The following is a 20,483-nucleotide window of genomic DNA, read 5'->3' as shown; positions in this document are numbered from 1 at the left end:
AAGTGGTACAGGTGGTTTTGTTTTGCCTGGCCTAGACTCTGAACTCTTGGCCTGAACGTTTCAGTCGATCCAATCCATCATCGTTTCGTCCGCCAGAGAGCCGCTTGTTCGCCCAAGCCTTGGTTGCAGTGGCGTAGAAAAGAAACGCTAGCCTTCAGGGCGCGATTTGTTCAGAAAGCGCTACCGCGCGAGCCTTTTGGCGAAACAGTTGCATTTCCTGGCGTGTTGACTTGCCGCCGCAGGGAAGCGCTCGATCATGTCACTCCAGAAGAAATACTCACTCGATGCAGCGAGGCAGAGTCCCGTTCTTGCATCGCCAATTATTGAGCCGTCCAGCCGCCATCCATGTTCCAGGCAGCGCCACGGACCTGAGCGGCGGCGTCGCTGCACAGGAACAGCGCGAGCTCGCCGAGTTGCTCGGGGGTGACGAAGTCCAGCGAGGGCTGCTTTTCCGCCAGCAGGTCGTGGCGCGCCTGCTCCGGACTGGCGCCAGCACTGATGCGCGCGTCGATCTGTTGCTGGACCAGCGGCGTCAATACCCAGCCGGGGCAGATGGCATTGCAGGTAATACCGGTGGTGGCGGTTTCCAGTGCGGTGGTCTTGGTCAGGCCGATGACCCCGTGCTTGGCGGCGACGTAGGCGCTCTTCCCCGCCGAGGCCACCAGGCCGTGGGTCGAGGCGATGTTGAGGATGCGCCCCCAGCCGCGCTGGCGCATGCCCGGCAGCGCCAGGCGCGTGGTGTGGAACACCGAGGACAGGTTGATGGCGATGATCGCGTTCCAGCGCTCGACGGGGAAGTCCTCCAGCGCGGCGACGTGCTGAATGCCGGCGTTGTTGACCAGGATGTCGAGGGCGCCGAACTCGCGCTCGACGTAGGCGATCATCTCGGCGATCTGGTCGGGCCGGGACATGTCCGCGCTGTGGTGGCCGATGCGAGCGCCGTGGATGGCGAGTTCGCCAACCACCGCGTCGATGTCGCCGAAGCCGTTGACCACCACGTTTGCACCTGCGGCGGCGAGACGATGGGCAATGCCCAGGCCGATACCGCTGGTGGAGCCGGTGACCAGGGCGGTCTTGCCATTGAGGTTCATGGAGTTCTCCTGTCGGTCACGGCAGCCGCATGCAGGCGGCTGCCTGGTAGAGGTCGGCTCAGACGATGCCGGTCGCGTAGAAGGTGCCGATCACCACAAACACCGCGAGGGTCTTGATCAGGGTGATGGCGAAGATGTCCTTGTAGGCCTCGCGGTGGGTCAGGCCGGTGACCGCGAGCAGGGTGATGACGGCGCCGTTGTGCGGCAGCGTGTCCATCCCGCCGCTGGCCATCGATGCCACCCGGTGCAGTACCTCCAACGGGATGTCGGCCGCGTGGGCTGCTGCGATGAACTGCTCGGACATGGCTGCCAGGGCGATGCTCATTCCGCCGGACGCCGAGCCGGTGATGCCGGCGAGGGTGGTAACGGTGATGGCCTCGTTGATGAGCGGATCGGGGATGCTCTTGAGTGCGTTAGCCAGCACCAGGAATCCCGGCAGCGAGGCGATCACCGCGCCAAAGCCATATTCCGAGGCCGTGTTCATCGCCGCCAACAGGGCGCCGGAAACCGCGGTCTTGCTGCCTTCGGCGAGCTTGCTGCGGATCCCCCGGTAACTGCTCGCCAGCACCAGCAGGATGCCCAGCAGCAGCGCCGCCTGCACCGCCCAGATGCCCGTCAACTTGGCCACGTCACTGGCCACCGGCACGGCCATGCCGGCCAGTTGCAGGCTGTGGACCTTGCCATAGACCTGCGGAATCCAGTGGGTGAACAGCAAGTTGGCGCCCCCAACCAGCACCAGTGGCGAGAGCGCCAGCAGCGGGTTGGGCAGTTTCAGGTCGCTGGCCGTCTCCGGCTCGTTGCGCAGGTCGTTGCCGTAACCTTCACCGGCGGCGTGGGCTTTGTTCAGTTGGCGGCGCAGGAACAGCATGCCCATGGCGAACACGAACAGGCTGCCGATCACGCCCAGCCAGGGTGCGGCCCAGCCATTGGTGCTGAAGAACGTGGTCGGGATGATGTTCTGGATCTGCGGGGTGCCGGGCAGCGCGTCCATGGTGAAGGTGAAGGCGCCAAGGGCGATGGTCGCTGGAATCAGCCGCTTGGGGATGTTGCTCTGGCGGAACATCTCGGCGGCGAACGGATAGACCGCGAACACCACGACGAACAGCGATACGCCGCCGTAGGTGAGCAGTGCGCAGACCAGTACGATGACCAGCATCGCCTGGCTGGTGCCAAGCAGGCGGATGGCGGCGGCGACGATGGAGCGCGAGAAGCCCGACAGCTCGATCAGCTTGCCGAACACTGCGCCCAGCAGGAACACCGGGAAATAGAGTTTGACGAAGCCAACCATCTTTTCCATGAACACCCCGGTGAAGGCCGGGGCGACGGCGGACGGATCGGTCAGCAGTACCGCGAGCAGGGCCGCGATGGGGGCGAAGAGGATCACGCTGTAGCCGCGATAGGCGGCGAGCATCAGCAGGGCGAGGGCCGTGATGGCGATGACCACGCTCATCGAATGAATCTCCAGTTAGTGCGGCTGGGTGCCGCGAGTGGTTCTTGTTGTTTTGCTGAGGGCTTACCAGAGCGGCAGGACGTAGCTGAGGATCAGACGGTTCTCGTCCAGGTCGCTGCCGAAGTTGCTCCGCGCGGTCGCGTTGCGCCATTTGAGGCCAAGGTTCTTCAATGGACCGCTCTGCACCACATAAGCGATGTCGGTGTTGCGTTCCCATTCCTTGCCTTCGCCGGCCGCACCGCGCAGGTCGACGTTATCGCCGGACAAATAACGGGTCATGAAGGTCAGACCGGGAATCCCCAGGGCAGCGAAATTGTAGTCGTAGCGTGCTTGCCAGGAGCGCTCGTCCTCGTTGCCGAAGTCGTTGATCTGCACCAGGTTCACCAGGTAGGCGTCGGTGCCGTTGATGTTGGCGAAGCCGGAGTCGCCACTCATGCGCTGGTAGCCCAGGCCGAAGGCATGGCCGCCCAAGGCGTAGGTGAACAGCGCGCCGAAGGCATCGTTGTCCACATTGCTGCCGCCATCATCGGTGCTGTGCGCCCAGCGGATGTCGCTCTTCAATGACTGGCCTTCGGCGATGGGCAGCAGATGGTTCAGGGTCAGGTAGTGCTGCTGGTAGAGGCCATCCAGGCCGCCGTAGTGGTAGCCGGTGCTGAAGTTGGGCGACCACTTGTATGACGCGCCTGCGAAGTCGAACCGGTCGCTGGTCTTCGTCCGCCCCAGGGCGATGTTGCGGTTGCCGCCGTTGAACACGGCCATCTCTTCGTTATCGGACGAGTTGCGCAGGTTGATGCGGTCGAAGCGGCCGAGGTCCAGGCTGAGATTGTCCACCTCCGCCGAATTCACCCAAGCGCCCCGGAAGGTCTGCGGCAGCAGGCGGCTGTCGTTGTACAGCGCCACCGGCAGCTTGGGCAGCAAGGTGCCGACCTTGAGGGTGCTCTGCGAGGCGCGCAGCTTGGCGGTCAGGCCCAGCTCGCCGTACTCGTCCTGGGCGCGGTTGGGCTTCTCGCGGTCGGACTTCAGCAGGCCAGTGCCGGTGCGGTCGGGGCTGGAGTCCAGCTTCACCCCGAGCAGGCCGAGGGCGTCCACACCCACGCCGACGGTGCCGTCGGTGTAGCCGGATTCGTAGCGCAGCAGGAAGCCTTGGGCCCATTCCTCGGCCTTGCTCTGGGCGGCACCGTCCTGGCGGAAGTCGCGGTTGAAGTAGAAGTTGCGGAGCTCGACGCTGGCCTTGCTGTCAGCGAGGATCTCGGCGAAGACTTGGGGCGAGAGGCTGAGGCTGGCTCCCAGCGTGGCGATAACGACGGCATGATTGAGCGTGGAGCGGCTCATCGGAAGATCTCCTGGCGCCAGACCGAGTGCGAAGCGGGATGTGCCGTGGGTCCCGTGGGGTGGAATTCGCGATCGGGCTGCGTTGATTGTTGTTATGTCGGCTATGCGGACAGGGCCGCGACAGACGACATAGCCAGGATCGTGCCAATGATGTAACTATTTGATTTTTAAGTATTATTTTTGGATTCGAAAGTCTTGGGGTACCAAGTAATTCTCCAAACGGAGACGAATTGCGCGCTGACACCTCTTGGAGGCCCACCATTACATGGAAGTCTTGGCTGTCTCTATTTGGAGACTTGTCTCTAATTCAAGATGAAAGGCCCAGCGCGGCCATCTTCTTGTACAACGTCGAACGGCCCAGCCCCAGGCGCCGTGCGGCCGCATCGACGTTGCCGGCCTGTTCGGCGAGCACGCTGCGGATCAACTGACGTTCGAACTCCTCGCGCGCGGCGTAGAAGTCCTGACCGGCAGCAAGGCTGACGGAGGGCGCACTCGCCGCCGCCGGCAGTGGTTGCAGCGTGCCGAGGGCCGAGTGCAGCGCGGCGGCGTCGATTTGCGGGCGGTCGCCGAGCAGCACAGTACGTTCCAGCAGATTGCGCAGCTCGCGAACATTGCCGGGCCAGGCGTGCTGGGCCAGCAGGGCCAGACCGTCGGCGTCCAGTTCGTAGAGCGTCTGATGGTCGTCGCGCAGGCCGTCGAGTATGGCTTCGCACAGCGCCGGCAGGTCCTCCAGGCGCTTGCGTAGCGGCGGAATCTCGATGGGCAGGACGTTGATGCGGTAGAACAGGTCGGCGCGGAAACGCCCTTCACGCACGGCGGCATTGAGGTCGATGGAGGTGGCGGCGATCAGGCGGATGTCGCTGCGTAGCACCTCGTTGGACCCCACTGGTTCGAACTCCTTTTCCTGCAGCACGCGCAGCAGCTTGCTCTGCAGGGCCAGCGGCATGTCGCCGATCTCGTCGAGGAACAGGGTTCCGCCCTGGGCGATCTGCAGCTTGCCAGGGCGGCCCTTGCGGTCGGCGCCGGTGAACGCGCCCGGCGCGGTGCCGAAGAACTCCGCCTCCAGCAGGGATTCGGGAATCGCTGCGGCGTTGATGCTGACGAAGGGTTTGTCGGCGCGCGGCGACGACGCATGGATGGCGTGGGCCAGCAGTTCCTTGCCGGTACCGGTCTCGCCCAGAAGCAGCACCGGCGCCTCGCTGGCCGCCCCACGCCGGGCGCGGCGTTTGACTTCCAGACTGGCCGGGCTGGTGCCGATGAAGTGGCCGAAGCTGTATTTCGCCTGGCGCGCCTGCAGCAGGGAACGGGTCGAAGCCAGCTCCGCCTGCATGCGCTGGTAGCGGGTCAGCAGCGGCGAGAGTGTGCGCAGTTCGTCGAACAGGGCGAAGCCGATGCCGCCGATCACCTTGCCGGCGTCGTCGCGGATCGGCACGCGCATCACCACCAGCGGATCCTTGGCCATGTCGAGGATGTCCAGCAGGATCGGCCGGCCGCTACTGACCACCTCGCGCATCAGGCTGCCAGGAATTATCTGCTCCACCGGCCGGCCGATGGCCTGCTCGGCGTCATCCAGGCCAAAGCGCTGGGCATAGCGCTGGTTGATCCAGACGATGCGCGCATCGCGGTCGACGATCACCGTGCCTTCGCTGAACTGCTCGAAGATTTCGAACAGCGAGCGGATCGCCAGTTGGCGAACGCTTTGATAGTCCGAGAGGGAGTGGTTGTCGCTCATGGGGCTTTCGACAGTCTGCTAGGTGAGTCGCGCACCTTAGCGCACCCTCATTCGGTCGGCGAGCATCCATGTTTCCTCTCAATGGCGTGGCAAGCGCAAGAAGGATTCCGCAAGCCGGTACGTGCTTGCGTCGAAAGTGACCTGGGCGGATACCTGATCGAGATCCAGGTATTTGCCTTCCGCTCATCCACGGAGTCTTCTTGAGCATCTGTTCCTCAGCCCGAAGTCGGAGCGGATTCCAGCGACCGGCTACCTGACAGCCCAGGTGCATCAGTCATTGCCTGATGCCGCGCTACAACTGAATCAGGCCGCATCAGTACAGCGACGGGCTACCACCTGCAGTGGCCGGGACAATTACCTTCCACAAATACAAGGTAGGCGCGTTAAAGGCCTATTCACGCCATCGCTTGAGCAGCATCTCAATGAAGAGTTCTGCTGTGCTCGATAGGGGCTCGCCGTCTCGACGCACCAGCCCGATGGTGCGTTCGATATGAGGGGGAGGTAACTCCCTGGAACAGAGGTTTTCATGTTCGGCATCAGGCATAGCCATCCGCGGCAAAATCGCTACACCAAGGCCGCATTCGACCAGGCCCAGCGAGGTGGATAGATGCTGCACTTCGTAAAAGCCGTTGAGGCGGATTCCATGGCCGGAAAGAGCACTGTCCAGCAGCATGCGGTTGCCGCTGTCTCGACTCACAGTGATGAGTCGCACCCCCTGCAAATCTTGCCAACTTACCTCAGACAGCGCTGCCAAAGGATGGTCGCTCCGCATTGCGAGCACGAATGGGTCACGAAGCAGCGGTGTGAAGCTAACGTCAGGATGTTGGGCGCTGATCATGTTGATGCCGAAGTCAGCGTCTCCGCTCACCACGCGCTCCAGACCTTCGTTGGCGCTGACATCAAGTATTCGGATGCGTATGCCCGGGTAGGCCTCGTTGAACACCCGTATCACGCTGGGCAGGAAGTAGAACGCCGCGGTCGGGATGCACGCGATCGTCACGGTACCTTTTTGGTGTGTCTTGAGCTCACGTATGCCCTGTATCGAGGACTCGTAGTCTTCCAGCATCCGTCTAGCCCGGGGCAGGTATTCCTTGCCTATTTCGGTTAGCCAGGTGCGCCGCGTGGTGCGCTCCAGCAGCTTGGCTCCAAGGGTTTCTTCCAGTTTCTGAAGGCGGCGAGACAGCGCTGGCTGGGATAGATGGAGTGCCTGGGCGGCTTCCTGAAAGGATTGTGATTCAGCCACTCGCACAAAAGCTGCGAGGTCGAGGAATTCTATTCTATGCATGAAAGGATCTCTATGGTTCTGCTCTGTGCATTAATGCGCATATCCTATCAGTTGCTGTTGATCTTTGCATTTGAAGCATAAAAAGAGCGCTGACAAGCTGTAGCCATCGTTGGAACGGTCACGGATTAAACCAAGATGATGAACAGCATCCCTTGCATGATTATGCGTGGCGGCACCTCACGCGGCCCCTTCATCCACATGACCGATCTGCCTGATTCGCAGGAAGCGCGTGCCCAGGTCTTACTCGATTTAATGGGCTCCGGCCATCCGCTTCAGGTGGACGGCATTGGCGGCGGTAACTCCCTTACAAGCAAAGTGGCCATCGTTGGACGCTCCAGTCGCCCGGACGCAGATGTGGACTACCTGTTCGCCCAAGTGGACGTGACCGAGCGCCGGGTAGATTTCACGCCCAACTGCGGCAACATGCTCTCGGCCGTTGGCCCATTCGCGATCGAGACTGGCCTTGTGGCGCCCACCTACGGCGAGACGCGAGTGCGAGTGTTCAACATCAACACTCAGCGCATCATTGAGTGTTTCGTACCTACTCCGCGTGGTCGCGTGGAATACGAAGGCGATACCAGTATCAGTGGCGTTCCAGGTTCTGCAGCGGGTATTCGTCTCAGCTTCCTGGACGTCGCTGGTGCCAAGACCGGGGCCCTGCTTCCTACAGGTCATGCTATCGAGCAGATTGAGGGTGTCGACGTCACCTGCCTGGATGCCGCGACGCCGACGGTGATGATTCGTGCAAGCGACCTGGGTGTGGATGGTCACGCCGATCCGGCTGCACTGGATGCCAACAGCGCAATGCTTGAGCGTCTGGAGCGCATTCGTTGTGAAGCGGGCCGCCGCATGGGCATGGGAGATGTCAGCCAGTCGGTGCTGCCAAAACCCATTCTGCTGTCGCCGGCAGTTGGCGAAGACGGAACGCTGTGCGCGCGCTACTTCGTACCACAGCGCTGCCACAAGGCGCTTGCCGTAACCGGCGCGATCGCTCTTGGCGCCGCGGTGAATGTTCCCGGTAGCGTGGCCCATCGCCTCGCCCTGGAAACCAGTCGCGTAGAAGCTGGCAAACCCCTCGCGTCCATACGTATCGAGCACCCCTCAGGTCATCTGGACCTGCGAGTCGAGTTGCGTGATGGCAACCCGATGGATATCGCCCGAGTCTCGCTGATCCGTACTGCCCGCAAGATCATGGATGGTCGTCTCTATTACCGCATGCCGGATGCAATCCACTGATTCCAAATGCTGTCCCGCGTCTCGATGCGCCCAGACAACAATCACAAGACGGGTAACAAAAAATGAAGTCTTCCATCACTCGCTGCTTACATCACAACTGCGCTGCAACCGGTCATCCACGTTCGTCGTGAGGATGCCTGGGGCGCTTGCACGCCCTGGCGATTAGCTGCTTCATGTGCGGCGGCTCGTACGCCCAAATGGAGCTGGAAACCATAATTACAAGAGTCCAACGCCATGCTTTCTCTGCTCGGTTTGTCCATGGTGGTCGTGTTCACCTACCTGATCATGACCAAACGCCTGTCTCCAGTCGTGGCCCTGACCGTGGTACCCATCGTCTTCGCATTGGCCGGCGGCTTCGCGCCCGAGCTCGGCAAGATGATGCTCGACGGCCTGAAGACGGTGGCGCCCTCGGCAGCGCTATTGCTTTTCGCCATCCTGTTTTTCGGCATCATGATCGACTCCGGGCTGTTCGACCCGCTGATTCGCCGCATCTTGCAGACGGTCAACGGCAATCCGGTGAAGATCGCCATGGGCACGGCTGTGCTGTCGCTGCTGGTGGCGCTGGATGGTGACGGCACCACCACCTACATGATCACCGTGGCCGCCATGCTGCCGCTATACAAGCGCATCGGTATGAACCCGCTGATCCTCGCGTGCGTATCCATGCTGTCACTGAGCATCATGAGTGGCATGAGCCCCTGGGGCGGTCCGGCCACTCGCGCCATCGCCGTGCTCGGGCTGGACGCCAGCGAGTATTTCATTCCCATGCTGCCGACCATGGCGGGCGGCGCCCTCTGGGTGGTGTTCACCGCCTACATCCTCGGGCGCAAAGAGCTGAAGCGGATTGGCAACACCCACCTGAAGACCGGTGGCGACGATTGCTACATCAAGCTGATTCTTGCCGATAACCCGAACAAGCGGCCGAAGCTCATCTGGCTCAACCTGCTGCTGGTGATCGCGGTGATGGTGGCGTTGGTGATGGGACTGATGAATGCGGCGGTGCTGTTCATGCTCGGCTTCGTGGTGGCGCTGATGATCAACTACCCGCAGCTGGACCTGCAGAAGGAGCGCATCCTCGCCCACTCGGGTAACGCCATGACCGTGGTGCTGCTGGTGTTCGCCGCCGGGGTATTCGCCGGCATATTCTCCGGCACCAAGATGGTGGACTCCCTGGCCAACTCCCTGGTGGAGATGATCCCATCCTCCTGGGGCAGTTTCTTCCCGCTGGTGGTGGCCATCACTAGCATGCCGCTTACCTTCGTGCTCTCCAACGACGCGTACTACTTCGGCATGGTGCCCATTCTCGCCCAGGCCGCTGCGGCCTATGGCATCGATCCGGTGGAAATCGCACGCGCTTCCATCCTCGGCCAGCCGGTGCACCTGATGAGTCCGCTGGTGGCCTCGACACTCCTGCTGGTGGGTATGGTCGATAGTGACATCGGCGACTTCCAGCGCTTCACCTACAAGTGGGCGATCCTCACCTCGCTCGTCATTACCGTGCTGGCCCTGCTGACGGGTGCCATCACGCTGCTCGCCTGAGTTTCCTCGCCCGGCGAAGTCGGGCAAGCCCCCTGAGATCTGGCCCCGTGGTGTGTTCCTGCGCGCCCGCTGGCCGAGTGCGTCCAGAACAACAAGGTGAAGACACCATGAAAACCAACGCCAAGCCCCTGCCTTCCACCCTGGCGTGCCTAGTCGCCTGCCTGGCCCCTGCCGCAGGGGCCGCCGGCTTCATCGAAGACAGCAAAGCCAACCTGCAATTGCGCAACATCTACTTCAACGATGACTTCAAGGACGAGACGGGCATGACCGCCAAGTCCGCTGCCAACGCACAGTCGAAGAAGGAAGAATGGGCCCAGGGTTTCCTGCTGGATATGCAATCCGGCTTCACCCCTGGCCGCTTCGGTTTCGGTTTGGACGCCCTGGGACTGCTGGGTGTGAAGCTGGATTCCGGCGCCGGCCGCGCCGGTACCGGGCTTTTGCCCCTGCACGATGACGGTCGGGCCGCGGACGAATTTTCCAGCCTGGGCCTGACCGCCAAGGCGCGCTTCGCCGGTACCACGCTCAAGCACGGCACTCATCAGCCCAAGCTGCCGGTGCTGGTGCGCAACGATGCGCGCTTGTTGCCGCAAACCTTCGAAGGCACCCAGGTCATCAGCGCCGATATAGCCGACCTAAGCCTCACAGGTGGTTACTTCGACGAGTTCCGCATGCGCGACTCCAGTGACAACCATTCGATCACTGCCGACGGATACGCAGGTGATGACGGTGAGGGCTTCTGGTTCGCCGGTGCCGACTACAAGCCCAGCAAGGCCCTGACCCTGAGTTACTACTATGGCGAGCTGGAAGAGTTCTACCAGCAGCACTTCATCGGCCTGGTCCACAGCCTGCCCCTGGGGCCAGGCAGCCTCACCACCGACCTGCGCTACTTCCACAGCCAGGATGCGGGAGAGGCACGCAATGGCGAGCTGGACAACGACATGTACAGCGGCCTGCTGACCTACACCCTGAAGGGCCATGCCTTAAGCGCAGGCTACCAGCAACTGAATGGCGAAGGCGGGCTGCCATTCGTCAACGGCGCCACGGTCTACAGCTTCAGCAATGCTGGTGTCGGCAAGTTCATCGAGGAGGACGAGCGCACCTGGATGCTCGGTTATGCCTACGACTTTGCGGCCATCGGAGTGCCTGGACTGACAGCTGGCGTTCGCTATTTCAAAGGCCGGGATGGCACGACCGAACTGCGCGGCAACGAGGTGAACGCTCACGAGTGGGAGCGGGACATTGACCTTGCCTACGTGGTGCAGCAGGGGGCTCTCAAAGGGCTTGGTGTGAAGCTGCGCAACATCGCCTATCGCTCCAGCTACAGCAGGGGCCGCGACAACAATCGCCTGTATTTCACCTACGACATCGCGCTCTGGTAGGTCCCGAATGCGGGCTTACCAGCCCGAAGTGGCGCTTAGAAGAGCGGGCGCCGCGCCCGCGTGCCCACAAGGCGCGCGGGCCCTTAATCCTCAAACCACGCTTTTCCGACCACCCGTCTCGACTACCCGTCGCGCCGGCGGAGGTTCCGGAGCCGGGGGCTTTGCCCCCGGATTTTTTTATCGATAGCGGAGATATGGATTTATGGAGTGGCTGAGTGACCCTGTTTTCTGGATGGCACTTATGCAGATTATCGCCATCGACATCCTGTTGGGCGGCGATAACGCAGTGGTCATTGCACTGGCGTGTCGGCATCTTCCGGAGGAACAACGACGCCGAGCCATCGTCGGTGGAGTAGCTGGGGCAATCCTACTGCGCATCGCATTGTTGTTCTTTGCCATGCAGCTACTGGCCTTGCCGTATCTGAAACTGGTAGGTGCGGCGCTGTTGCTATGGATCGGCGTGAAATTGCTGCTGCCCGAAGACGAACAGGGCCACGAAGTTAGGGCAGGCGCGAGCTTCTTCGCCGCAATCAAAACGATCATCATCGCCGACGCTGTCATGAGTCTGGACAACGTGCTCGCGGTGGCCGGGGCTGCCGGCGGCAACCTGGTCCTCGTCAGCCTGGGCGTGCTGATCAGCATCCCGATCATCGTTTGGGGTAGCCAGCTGGTGCTCAGACTGATGGATCGTTACCCGCAGGTTGTACTGCTGGGGGGCGGCTTGCTGGGCTGGATTGCCGGGGGCATGGCTGTAACCGACATCGCGGTGGCGAGCTGGATTCCGAACGAGGCCTGGTCCAAGCATCTGGCTGCAGCCTGTGGCGCTTCCTTGGTGATGGGCATAGGTCTATTGCTGCGCACGCGTGCATCAGCAATGGTTGATTAGTTAAACGGCTGAATTCCAGGATCTCGGTGTTCGCCAGGTATGTAGTCGGATCCAGGCTGCGGTAGCGTTAGCAGTCCGGCTACCCTCCTGCCCTCTACTCATCGCCGAGGTCCTGTAGCTTCGACACTGTTGCTGGTGGGGATGCTGGATCGCGATATCAGCGACTTCCTGACGTTCACCTGGAAGCGGGCAATGCTGACTTCCCTGGCGATGACTCTTCTGGCCCTGCTTACTGGCGCCATAAATCTAAGCCATTGATGGTGCATTCATCGAGACAGGCGGATGATCTGTCGCGCCAAGTATGGGCCGACCAGAATGACGCCGAACAGGCGCATGGTCTGCATGGCCAGCACCAGACCGACATCCGCCTGGGTATCCAGGGCAATGATTGCCATGGAATCCAGCCCACCCGGGCTGGTGGCGAGATAAACGGAGAGGAAGTCCTTGCCCAGCAGATTCGCAATGAAAAGTGCGGACAGGGCGCAAAGAGCAATCAGGGCAAGTGCGCTGAGGAGCATGGACGGCAGCCGACGGACGACGAAGTCGAAGGTCTCGCGATCGAATCGTAATCCCACGTAGCAACCAAGGGCTCCGTAGGCCAGGCACAACAGCCATTGTGGTAGGTCGATGATGAATACACCGCCCAATTGCATCGCCGACCCAGCCAGTAGCGGCACGAGCAGAGCACCTGCCGGGAAGCGAGCACCGATCAACACACTGCCGATCAGAACAAGGATGGTGAGGATGCCATTGGCAGGCACAGTGAAGCCGAGGGGGGCTGTGCCAACCGGGATTTGGGGGGAAGTAACTTCGCTACCGAGGGCGTGGCTGACAACTGCACCTATTAGCACTACGCAGACCACTCGCACGTACTGCATCGTGGCGACCACTCGGGAGTCTGCTCCGTGATCCTCGGCCAGAGCCACCATGGCGGACGCCGCCCCGGGAGACAGACCCCAGGCCGCGGCGCTACCGGGTAGGTCACCGTAGCGCACGAGGAAAAGCGCGACGAGCAAGCTCATCACCACCGTTATTGCCGTGGCCAGCAGCATGACGGGCCAATCATGAGCAATGCTGGCAAGCGTTTCGGCGCTTAGCGAATGAGCCACCAGCAAGCCGATGCAACCCTGACCGAGTTTGAATGCGAGCGCTGGTACGCGGATGCGCGCGCCCCGCACGCCAAGTCCAATGGCTACCAGCATGGAGCCTAGGAAGTCAGCAGCTGGCATTCCGATCAGTCGCAGCACTTGACCAGCGATTACTGCAAGAACGAGCAGAAGCAACCACTGCCGCATGAGGGCAATGGAGTCGAGAGAGGGATGGCTAGGCAAGGCGATTCTCCGTGCGCGCTGTGGGGCGGGTGTGTCCAACGCGCATCGGCAGTATTCTGGCGCTGATTCATCAAGTCTATTTTCTAATTGTGATGAACTGATAATTAAGAGTTATCGATTATGGATCTGCGTGACCTTACTTATTTCGAGACCATTGCTGAGCTAGGCCACCTAGGCCGTGCTGCGGAGCGCCTGTGTCGTAGCCAACCTGCTTTAACCAAAAGCATTCAACGCCTGGAGGAATCCCTTGGAGCCAGCTTGTTCCAGCGTGATGGCCGACGCATCAAGCTGACCCCAGCGGGGCATTTGCTCCTGGAGCGAAGCCGTCAGCTACGGCACAGCGTTGATGAGACGCGCCGTGAGGTACGCGACTTCGCCAATGGTTTGGTAGGAAACATTCGACTGGGCTGCGCAGTCTCTATGGCCGAGTACCTGCTGCCACAGCTCACTGCGACACTGCTGAGCCTCGCTCCCAATGTGACATTGACACTTACGGTTGGGATGGACGATGTACTTCGCGAGGGGCTGTTGCAGGGAAATCTGGACCTGGTCATTAGCCCCTTCGTCGACAAGGTAGAGGGACTGGAAACCCATGCTCTGTTGGAGGACCAAGCCGTGGTTGTGGCACGCCGCGATCATCCGCTTTTCAGCGGGCCTATCAGCCAGCGCGAGCTGTGCCGTTACCGCTGGGTGCTGCCACCTCTCTCAGCCAGTGCGCGCAAGTGGATTGACAACGCCTTCATCAGCCGACAACTGCCGACACCCATGGTGCAGGTGGAAAGCACGTCGATTTCCTTGATGCCACGTTTGATTGCCCGTACTGACTTACTCAGTTTCATTGCCCGTGAACACCTGTTAGGTGGAAAGGCGGAGGCCAGTCTGCGGGAAATTCCTCTGGCGGAAACCACCATGACACGGGTAATCGGGGTGAGCTATCGCTCCGAGGGTTACAAGTCGCCGGCGACGGCAACTCTCCTGGATATTCTACTGACTCATCAGGCCAACCTATTCCTACAGCTTGATCCGTGAGGTCCGGCCAACCGTCTCCGGCATGGCAGGCCGAAGCGACGGGGCATCAAGCAGGCGTGCCGGCTATTGCTGCGCAATCTGGAATATCTGCGCCAACCCGTTTGTGGGATAAGGCACACGCTCAAGTTGTCCCTTCAACTGGAGAATCCCTTATCCCGGACTTTGCAGACATCTTCGAGCAACTGGAAAGGGCGGAAGCGGGCTTCGGCGAGCGACTGCTATTGGCCGATTCTGATGAAAACGGCAGAGCCGCCTCGGCTCGCTAGCAAAAAGCCGAAAAAACGACCGACTGAAGCGTTGCTACGTGAAATCCAAGGCAGTTCTCTGCCCCGCAAATCGCTCAGATTTCAGCGTAAGCAATGCACTTTTGTGGGCAGAAATCTCGAAGGGAGTTTTTCAACAGAATCGGCCGAAATCGGACGTTCGCTAAATCAAGCCTCTACCCCTGGCGTCGAAGCGTCGCGGCCACTGCTGTTCGCGGGCATGCTCGACCAGGTGATTGACGAAGGCGCGGGTCTTGGCCGGCAGCAGCTTCTGGCTGGCGAAGTACAGCGAGATGGGGCCGGCATCCACATGCCAGTCCGGCAGCAGTCGCACCAGAGCGCCGCGCTCGAGATGCTCCAGCACGTCCGGCACGGCCAGCAGCGCCACACCCAGACCGAGTAATGCGCTGCTACAGAGCGCCTGGGGATCGTTGACGAGCATGCGCGGACGCAGCTCCAGCGGCATACGCTCGCCCTTCGGCCCCTGCAACATCCAACTGCGCACCTTGCCGCTCTGGGTCGAACGCATGGCCAACTGATCGAACTCGGCCAACTGTTCCGGCCGCCTCGGCACGGGTCGTCCAGCCAGATAACCAGGCGCCGCCACCAGCACCAGATGCGCCGGCGCCAGTTCCCGCGCCACCACCCCAGGCGACAGCTCGATACCGCCGCCGATGGCGGCATCGAAGCCATCGGCAATCAGCTCCACCTGGCGATTGTCGAAGTGCCACTCCGGCGTTACCGCCGGGTAGCGGGCGAGAAACCCGGGCATCAGTGGCAACAGGAAATCGCGGCCGAAGGCCGGGGCCGCCGACAGGCGCAGCACGCCAGCCGGTGCGCCGGCACTGCTGGTGAGATCGGCGATGGCCGCCTGAATGCTTTCCAGCCCGCCGCCGACGTTGCCGAGAAAGCGCTCGCCGGCCTCGGTCAGGGTCAGACGCCGGGTGCTGCGCTGGAACAGGCGCACGCCAAGATTGGCTTCCAACTGGGCGACGTTGCGACTGATCGCCGCCGGCGTCAGACCCAGCCGCCGTGCCGCGGCGGAGAAGCTGCCGCACTCGGCACTGCGCACGAAGGACTCCAGATTGGCCAGGGTTTCCATAGATCCACCTTCAACCATTGGTTGAAAGTCATTCTAGCCATTACCCACTACTGCATGGAAAGCCCAAGGCGTTTCATGAGCACACCCACCACCCACACGAGGTTTGCATCATGAACAACGCCACTCTCCCCCTCAACGACCAGGTCGCCCTGGTCACCGGCGGCTCGCGCAGCATCGGCGCCGCCATCGCCAAGCGCCTGGCCGCCGACGGGGCCAGCGTCGCCATCACCTACCACGCCTCGCCGGACAAGGCCGATGTGCTGGTCGGCGAGATAGTCGCGGCCGGCGGCAAGGCCATCGCCATCGCCGCCGATGCCGGCGACCCGCAAGCGGTACGCAGCGCCGTGCAACAGGTCGCCAGCACCTTCGGCAGGCTGGATATCCTGGTCAACAATGCCGGTATCAGCGTGCTTGGCGCCCCGGAGGAGATCGCTTTCGAGGACTTCCAGCGCATCCTCGCGGTGAATGTCACCGGCGTGTTCGTCGCCACCCAGGAGGCGCTCAAGCACATGGGCCGCGGCGGTCGCATCATCCACATCGGCAGCTCCATGGTGCAGTACGCCGCTTTCGCCACCGCCTCGGCCTACACCCTGACCAAGGGCGCCCTAGCCGGCTTCAGTCGTGGCCTGGTGCGCGACCTCGGTCCGCGTGGCATCACGGTCAACACCGTGCATCCCGGCCCGACCGACAGCGACATGAACCCGGCGGACGGCCCGGTGGCTGACTTCGTCCGCCCCAACATCGCTGTCGGCCGCTATGGCGAGGGTCGCGACATCGCCGCCGCCGTCGCCTGGCTGGCCAGCCCCGAGGCGGCCTTCGTCAGCGGTGCCGAGCTGCTGGTCGATGGCGGCTTCACCGCCTGAGGGAGGAACGGGACATGCAGATAGGCATCATCGGCGCCGGAGCCATCGGCAGCGCCATCGCCCGCACCCTGTGCAACGCAGGCATCGAAGTCGTCATCGCCAATAGCCGCGGGCCCGAGAGCCTGCAGGCGCTGGCCAATGAACTGGGGCCGAAGGTCAGGCCGGTCAGCCGCGAGGAGGCCGCCCGGGCGGATCTCGTCTTTCTCGCGGTGAACTGGTCGAAGATCCCCGCCGCGCTGGACGGGCTCGGCCCCTGGAACGGGCGCATCGTGGTGGATGCCAACAACCCTATCGAAGCGCCGACCTTTCGGCCCTTCGACCTGGGCGCCCAGAGCTCCAGCGAAGTGGTGGCGCAGCTGCTGCCCGGGGCCCGCCTGGTCAAGGCCTTCAACCATCTGGCGCCGGCACTGCTGGCTGGCGACCCGCAAGCCGAGGGAGGACGCCGAGTGCTGTTCTATGCAGGGGAGGATGTCGAGGCCAAGACCGAGGTGGCGGCGCTGATCGAGCGTCTGGGCTTTGCTGGCATCGACCTGGGAGGTCTTGCCGAGGGACGCCTTGCGCAGTTCCCCGGTGGGCCGCTGCCGGCTCTAAATCTGGTGAGGTATAGCTAGGGCCTAAGTGGCGGACACCGATTCAAGGTGTCCGCTTTCGGCTGTGGATTCAACCGGCGGATGCAACGCACTAGATTCTGGGTAGCCAGGAGGAGTGTTACAGATGCAGCAAAGACTCCGCATCCATTACACCGAGAGCCAGAAGGCATTGATGTGGGATCGCTGGAAGCAAGGCGACTCGCTCCAGCAGATTGCGCTTACTACGGGGAAGGCGATTGGCGCAGCGTTTAGCCGTTGCCTTGATGGCGCTGTCGGTACCGTGGATGCGGGCGGCAAGAAAAAGGGCAAGGGTGGCGTCCTGAAGGTTCACATTTGTGCTCTTTCGAATGCAGCTTGGAGTATGCCGCTAGCTTCGTGCGCTGCTCGTTCCATGGTAACGGCATTACTGCTGCAAGGGATGATGGCTAGTGGCGATTCGCGATCAACGATCCAGGCCCCGAGAGGTTGAGCGCTAGCGCCGAAGTATCCAATCGAATGCTCGCTTTCTCCACCACCCAAAACGCGATATCCTTCATTTGAAGGTTTTTTTTCTTCATTTGGAGCATGTCATGAGTGCTATCAGAAATCACGAGGAGAGGAGGGGGATGGCAAAGCCTGTCGCCTTCTGGACCCTGGCTCATGCTCGCGCGAAGCTCACCGAGAACCAGCGGTTGGCCGAAATCAAGGCTGGGCTGGGCACGGAATGGGTCGTTAGCATGAAGGAAGCCTTTCATGTTTCGACCCAGCTACTGCTGACTTTTGCCAATGCATCTGCCTCGACGCTGGAGCGTCGGAAGAAGGGCAACCTGCCGCTGGATCAGGTGGCTTCGGAGCGGCTGGATCGTCTGGCCTCTGTAGCGCTACTGGCCGAAGAGGTCTTTGAGGACAAGCAGGCGGCCGCAGACTGGATGTCCGAGCCCAACCAGTCCCTGGGAGGACGGCAACCGCTGAGCTTGTGCGACACGGAGATTGGCGCCAATCAAGTGCGCCGGGTCCTTCATGCCATTGAGTGGGGCGGAGCCGCGTAATGCAGGGATGGAGGGTCGCAAAGGAAAAGCGCATCAATGACCTTACAGGCGCGGGTGCGGCTATTGCTGGTGGTCGTTGGAACGACGTCGACGTACCAGCGGTCTACCTGGGCCTCTCGCCTGGCATTTGCAGCCTCGAGACGTTTGTCCATACCACGAGCAGGGTCCAGCCACCGCTCAAGATTGCCCTGATCGAGCTGCCAGATGACCCTGGTTTGTATTGGGAACCCGGGTTTAAAGACTTGCCAATGGGCTGGAATGCGGTGCCGGCCGATCGGCCAAGTATGGATTTCGGTACCCGCTGGCTGAGGTCAACGAGTCACCTCGGCCTGATCGTTCCTTCGGTCGTGATGCCACTGGAAAGGAATCTCGTGTTGAACCCAGCTCATCCCGCGATGGGCATGGTCCGAATCAAAGAGGTCTACAACTTCGCCTATGACGAGCGGATGTTTAAGGACTTCCCAAAGACGCTGCAATAGGCGGCCAGCTCGTTGTCCTACCTTCGGGTCGTTGCTCTGGTGCAAAGCCCCGTCTGACAACAGGCGGGGCTTGTTTACAGGAAGGCTCGCGGAGCCTCCACCTAGCGTGACGGCCAAATAGACACTTGGACGATTCAATGAGCTCCTTGATCTGGTTTTCACGCAGGTTGCCGTAAAGCCCGCTCTTCTCGTTGAGACGATGGGTTTCGTCGACGATCAACATGTCAAAGGTGATCGGCTCCTCAAGGATCTGTCCCTTCTTGTCCTCGCGGCAGAACATCACCTGTTCCTTGTCAACGGGCTCGTAGAGCTGGCTGACGGAGGGGTAGATGCCCAATTGGCGGAATATGCCTTCCATACCGAAGGTACGGGCTTCGTCCGGGATGTTCTGGACGATGCGCTGGCCGAATACCTCGACCCGGTACAAGGACGACCCCTGGTCGCCTGGCACCCAGAAATGCGGACAAAGCCTCGTAATGGGGCAATAGTGTTTTTCTGAGATGCCACCCTCGGGAGGTCGCCATGCCACAGCGAGATTTCCCTGGATACGTTGTCTTGAGCGAGGCGCGCCTGAATGGTGACCATGCCCTGGCGTTCGTCGCCGTCCAACCGCGGACCACCGATGCCGAACCGCTGTTCCACCTGGTCTACGGCGGCATGCAGTTCACCCGCCTGTCCGACGCGATCCAAGCGGCAGAAGATGCCCTCAGCAGGTTGCTGCACATCGACGAGTTTGGCCAACCGGTGTTCAGCTCGCCCGACTGCTGAAAAAGGGGACGTTTGGACACAGATCAGCCAGCAGGAGTACGGACATGCCTGAAGTTATGGCGTGTATCGATGGTTCCGCGTCTACACCTGCGGTGTGTGACTATGCGGCATGGGCGAGCCAGCGACTGAACGTGCCGCTGTCCTTCCTGCATGTGCTGGAGCCGCAGCGGTACCCAAGCGAAGTCGACCTCAGCGGCAACATTTGGCTTCGTAGCCGCGACAGCTTGCTGCAGGAGCTGGCGTCCCAGGAGGAGGAGCAGAGCCGGCAAGCCCTCGAACAGGACCGACTGATCCTGAACGCCGCGCGTGAGCGCGCCAGGGCGGCGGGTATCCACGCGCTGGAAGGGCGTCAACGGGAAGGCGACCTGGTCGATCGCCTGCACGAACTGGAGAGTGAAATCGAGCTGTTGGTGATTGGTGCGCGCGGCGAGCTTCACGCAAACCAGGCGTCGGCCATGGGCAGTCAGCTGGAAAGCGTCGTGCGCAGCATGCATCGCCCGATCCTTGTGACACCCGTCCATTTCAAGGCGCCGGAAAGCGTGCTGGTCGCCTTTGACGGCAGCGCAACGATGCGCCAGGCGGTGACCACGCTAGCCGCTAGCGCGCTTCTCCAGGGGCTCCCCATTCATCTGGTCATGATCGGCAGCGCAAACGATGAGAATTGGGCTCAACTGGGTGCTGCCTGCGATGAACTGGCCATTGCGGGCTTCAGGGTGTACACGGCGATCAGCGCTGGCGAGGTAGAACCGGCTTTGCACCTGTATCAGACGGAGCAGAGTATCGACCTGTTGGTGATGGGCGCCTACGGCCATTCACGATTCCGGCAGTTCCTGGTAGGCAGTTCGACCGCCCGCATGTTGCGGACGACCCGTACACCGTTGCTGGTGGTGTGCTAAGCCGAACTTCCATAGCCACCACGGCCGGCCCCGCTGAGCAAGACGCGGCGCCAGGCGGATTCACCTGCGCGCACACTGCCACCGCAGCCGGTGGTCGACAGCGGCGAGTGACTGCGTGGCGGTTCGATCTGCAAAAAAATTGGCCGCACAGGGCGGCCTAAACGAGGGTGGCTAGCAAAAAAGTTTTGCCCATTGCGGGCGGGT

General features: G+C 61.7%; 18 protein-coding genes and 3 pseudogenes. 13 read left to right on the top strand and 8 right to left on the bottom strand.

Annotated elements, in window-relative coordinates; translation table 11 throughout:
- Positions 1 to 320 precede the first annotated feature (320 nt).
- From THL1_RS16990 to THL1_RS16970, 5 genes and pseudogenes are all read right to left on the bottom strand, one after another.
- A complete protein-coding gene (locus tag THL1_RS16990) occupies positions 321 to 1,091 on the bottom strand; it encodes a 3-hydroxybutyrate dehydrogenase (protein ID WP_069084330.1) in 771 nt (256 codons plus the stop codon).
- Between the two features lie 58 nt (positions 1,092 to 1,149).
- Positions 1,150 to 2,541, bottom strand: a complete 1,392-nt coding sequence (locus tag THL1_RS16985) for a GntP family permease (protein WP_069084329.1) — start codon at positions 2,539 to 2,541, stop codon at positions 1,150 to 1,152.
- Between the two features lie 63 nt (positions 2,542 to 2,604).
- Complete coding sequence (locus THL1_RS16980; RefSeq protein WP_069084328.1) at positions 2,605 to 3,873, bottom strand: OprD family porin; 1,269 nt, start codon at positions 3,871 to 3,873, stop codon at positions 2,605 to 2,607.
- A 261-nt stretch (positions 3,874 to 4,134) separates the two neighbouring features.
- Positions 4,135 to 5,605, bottom strand: a pseudogene (locus THL1_RS16975) (sigma-54 interaction domain-containing protein).
- 391 nt (positions 5,606 to 5,996) lie between these two features.
- Complete coding sequence (locus THL1_RS16970; protein WP_069084326.1) at positions 5,997 to 6,890, bottom strand: LysR family transcriptional regulator; 894 nt, start codon at positions 6,888 to 6,890, stop codon at positions 5,997 to 5,999.
- A 138-nt stretch (positions 6,891 to 7,028) separates the two neighbouring features.
- Here THL1_RS16970 and THL1_RS16965 point away from each other — a divergent pair, with 138 nt between their 5' ends.
- The 5 genes and pseudogenes from THL1_RS16965 to THL1_RS30720 all read left to right on the top strand — a co-directional run.
- The gene (locus THL1_RS16965) at positions 7,029 to 8,126 is read left to right on the top strand and encodes a 4-oxalomesaconate tautomerase (RefSeq protein ID WP_202969645.1); all 1,098 of its coding nucleotides are present in this window, start codon (positions 7,029 to 7,031) and stop codon (positions 8,124 to 8,126) included.
- A 234-nt stretch (positions 8,127 to 8,360) separates the two neighbouring features.
- Positions 8,361 to 9,665 (top strand): CitMHS family transporter, encoded by a 1,305-nt coding sequence (locus tag THL1_RS16960; protein ID WP_069084324.1) that lies wholly within the window; start codon positions 8,361 to 8,363, stop codon positions 9,663 to 9,665.
- A gap of 107 nt (positions 9,666 to 9,772) precedes the next feature.
- Entirely contained in the window at positions 9,773 to 11,044 is a 1,272-nt protein-coding gene (locus THL1_RS16955) for an OprD family porin (RefSeq protein ID WP_069084323.1), read from the top strand.
- Between the two features lie 202 nt (positions 11,045 to 11,246).
- Complete coding sequence (locus THL1_RS16950; RefSeq protein WP_069084322.1) at positions 11,247 to 11,930, top strand: TerC family protein; 684 nt, start codon at positions 11,247 to 11,249, stop codon at positions 11,928 to 11,930.
- A gap of 108 nt (positions 11,931 to 12,038) precedes the next feature.
- Positions 12,039 to 12,188, top strand: a pseudogene (locus THL1_RS30720) (damage-inducible protein CinA); the annotation flags it as partial.
- 8 nt (positions 12,189 to 12,196) lie between these two features.
- Here THL1_RS30720 and THL1_RS16945 read toward each other — a convergent pair.
- Positions 12,197 to 13,225: an AbrB family transcriptional regulator gene (locus THL1_RS16945; protein WP_069086542.1), complete on the bottom strand. Its 1,029-nt coding sequence runs from the start codon at positions 13,223 to 13,225 to the stop codon at positions 12,197 to 12,199.
- A gap of 156 nt (positions 13,226 to 13,381) precedes the next feature.
- Here THL1_RS16945 and THL1_RS16940 point away from each other — a divergent pair, with 156 nt between their 5' ends.
- Positions 13,382 to 14,290, top strand: a complete 909-nt coding sequence (locus THL1_RS16940; RefSeq protein WP_069084321.1) for a LysR family transcriptional regulator — start codon at positions 13,382 to 13,384, stop codon at positions 14,288 to 14,290.
- 426 nt (positions 14,291 to 14,716) lie between these two features.
- Here the strand turns inward: THL1_RS16940 and THL1_RS16935 are convergent, their stop codons facing one another.
- A complete protein-coding gene (locus THL1_RS16935) occupies positions 14,717 to 15,655 on the bottom strand; it encodes a LysR family transcriptional regulator (protein ID WP_069084320.1) in 939 nt (312 codons plus the stop codon).
- A gap of 110 nt (positions 15,656 to 15,765) precedes the next feature.
- Between THL1_RS16935 and THL1_RS16930 the strand changes: the two genes are divergently transcribed.
- From THL1_RS16930 to THL1_RS16910, 5 genes are all read left to right on the top strand, one after another.
- On the top strand, positions 15,766 to 16,518 hold the full coding sequence (locus THL1_RS16930) for an SDR family oxidoreductase (protein WP_069084319.1): 753 nt from the start codon (positions 15,766 to 15,768) through the stop codon (positions 16,516 to 16,518).
- A gap of 14 nt (positions 16,519 to 16,532) precedes the next feature.
- Positions 16,533 to 17,129: an NADPH-dependent F420 reductase gene (locus tag THL1_RS16925; RefSeq protein WP_069084318.1), complete on the top strand. Its 597-nt coding sequence runs from the start codon at positions 16,533 to 16,535 to the stop codon at positions 17,127 to 17,129.
- A gap of 103 nt (positions 17,130 to 17,232) precedes the next feature.
- Positions 17,233 to 17,577, top strand: a complete 345-nt coding sequence (locus tag THL1_RS16920; RefSeq protein WP_069084317.1) for a hypothetical protein — start codon at positions 17,233 to 17,235, stop codon at positions 17,575 to 17,577.
- A 100-nt stretch (positions 17,578 to 17,677) separates the two neighbouring features.
- Positions 17,678 to 18,136 (top strand): type II toxin-antitoxin system Xre/ParS family antitoxin, encoded by a 459-nt coding sequence (gene parS / locus THL1_RS16915; protein WP_069084316.1) that lies wholly within the window; start codon positions 17,678 to 17,680, stop codon positions 18,134 to 18,136.
- Positions 18,136 to 18,615 carry an RES family NAD+ phosphorylase gene (locus THL1_RS16910; RefSeq protein WP_069084315.1) on the top strand — a complete coding sequence of 160 codons (480 nt, stop codon included), beginning with the start codon at positions 18,136 to 18,138 and terminating at the stop codon, positions 18,613 to 18,615. The genes parS and THL1_RS16910 overlap by 1 nt, the downstream gene beginning before the upstream one ends.
- A gap of 232 nt (positions 18,616 to 18,847) precedes the next feature.
- On the opposite strand, the pseudogene THL1_RS31410 reads toward THL1_RS16910, so the two are convergent.
- Positions 18,848 to 19,021, bottom strand: a pseudogene (locus THL1_RS31410) (hypothetical protein); the annotation flags it as partial.
- Between the two features lie 116 nt (positions 19,022 to 19,137).
- Between THL1_RS31410 and THL1_RS16900 the strand changes: the two are divergent.
- Positions 19,138 to 19,383, top strand: a complete 246-nt coding sequence (locus THL1_RS16900; RefSeq protein WP_083245922.1) for a hypothetical protein — start codon at positions 19,138 to 19,140, stop codon at positions 19,381 to 19,383.
- A gap of 44 nt (positions 19,384 to 19,427) precedes the next feature.
- Positions 19,428 to 20,279 carry a universal stress protein gene (locus THL1_RS16895; protein WP_069084312.1) on the top strand — a complete coding sequence of 284 codons (852 nt, stop codon included), beginning with the start codon at positions 19,428 to 19,430 and terminating at the stop codon, positions 20,277 to 20,279.
- Positions 20,280 to 20,483: the final 204 nt, after the last annotated feature.

Origin of the sequence: Pseudomonas sp. TCU-HL1 (genome assembly GCF_001708505.1) — a bacterium.
GTDB lineage: Bacteria > Pseudomonadota > Gammaproteobacteria > Pseudomonadales > Pseudomonadaceae > Metapseudomonas.
Note: the sequence above shows the minus strand (reverse complement) of the source record. Positions and strands in the feature narration are given on the sequence as shown.

Coding starts and splice junctions, on each gene's coding strand:
- THL1_RS16990 (WP_069084330.1), bottom strand. CDS start 1,091: ATGAACCTCAATGGCAAGACCGCCCTGGTCACCGGCTCCACCAGCGGT.
- THL1_RS16985 (WP_069084329.1), bottom strand. CDS start 2,541: ATGAGCGTGGTCATCGCCATCACGGCCCTCGCCCTGCTGATGCTCGCC.
- THL1_RS16980 (WP_069084328.1), bottom strand. CDS start 3,873: ATGAGCCGCTCCACGCTCAATCATGCCGTCGTTATCGCCACGCTGGGA.
- THL1_RS16970 (WP_069084326.1), bottom strand. CDS start 6,890: ATGCATAGAATAGAATTCCTCGACCTCGCAGCTTTTGTGCGAGTGGCT.
- THL1_RS16965 (WP_202969645.1), top strand. CDS start 7,029: ATGAACAGCATCCCTTGCATGATTATGCGTGGCGGCACCTCACGCGGC.
- THL1_RS16960 (WP_069084324.1), top strand. CDS start 8,361: ATGCTTTCTCTGCTCGGTTTGTCCATGGTGGTCGTGTTCACCTACCTG.
- THL1_RS16955 (WP_069084323.1), top strand. CDS start 9,773: ATGAAAACCAACGCCAAGCCCCTGCCTTCCACCCTGGCGTGCCTAGTC.
- THL1_RS16950 (WP_069084322.1), top strand. CDS start 11,247: ATGGAGTGGCTGAGTGACCCTGTTTTCTGGATGGCACTTATGCAGATT.
- THL1_RS16945 (WP_069086542.1), bottom strand. CDS start 13,225: ATGCGGCAGTGGTTGCTTCTGCTCGTTCTTGCAGTAATCGCTGGTCAA.
- THL1_RS16940 (WP_069084321.1), top strand. CDS start 13,382: ATGGATCTGCGTGACCTTACTTATTTCGAGACCATTGCTGAGCTAGGC.
- THL1_RS16935 (WP_069084320.1), bottom strand. CDS start 15,655: ATGGAAACCCTGGCCAATCTGGAGTCCTTCGTGCGCAGTGCCGAGTGC.
- THL1_RS16930 (WP_069084319.1), top strand. CDS start 15,766: ATGAACAACGCCACTCTCCCCCTCAACGACCAGGTCGCCCTGGTCACC.
- THL1_RS16925 (WP_069084318.1), top strand. CDS start 16,533: ATGCAGATAGGCATCATCGGCGCCGGAGCCATCGGCAGCGCCATCGCC.
- THL1_RS16920 (WP_069084317.1), top strand. CDS start 17,233: ATGCAGCAAAGACTCCGCATCCATTACACCGAGAGCCAGAAGGCATTG.
- parS (WP_069084316.1), top strand. CDS start 17,678: ATGAGTGCTATCAGAAATCACGAGGAGAGGAGGGGGATGGCAAAGCCT.
- THL1_RS16910 (WP_069084315.1), top strand. CDS start 18,136: ATGCAGGGATGGAGGGTCGCAAAGGAAAAGCGCATCAATGACCTTACA.
- THL1_RS16900 (WP_083245922.1), top strand. CDS start 19,138: ATGCCACAGCGAGATTTCCCTGGATACGTTGTCTTGAGCGAGGCGCGC.
- THL1_RS16895 (WP_069084312.1), top strand. CDS start 19,428: ATGCCTGAAGTTATGGCGTGTATCGATGGTTCCGCGTCTACACCTGCG.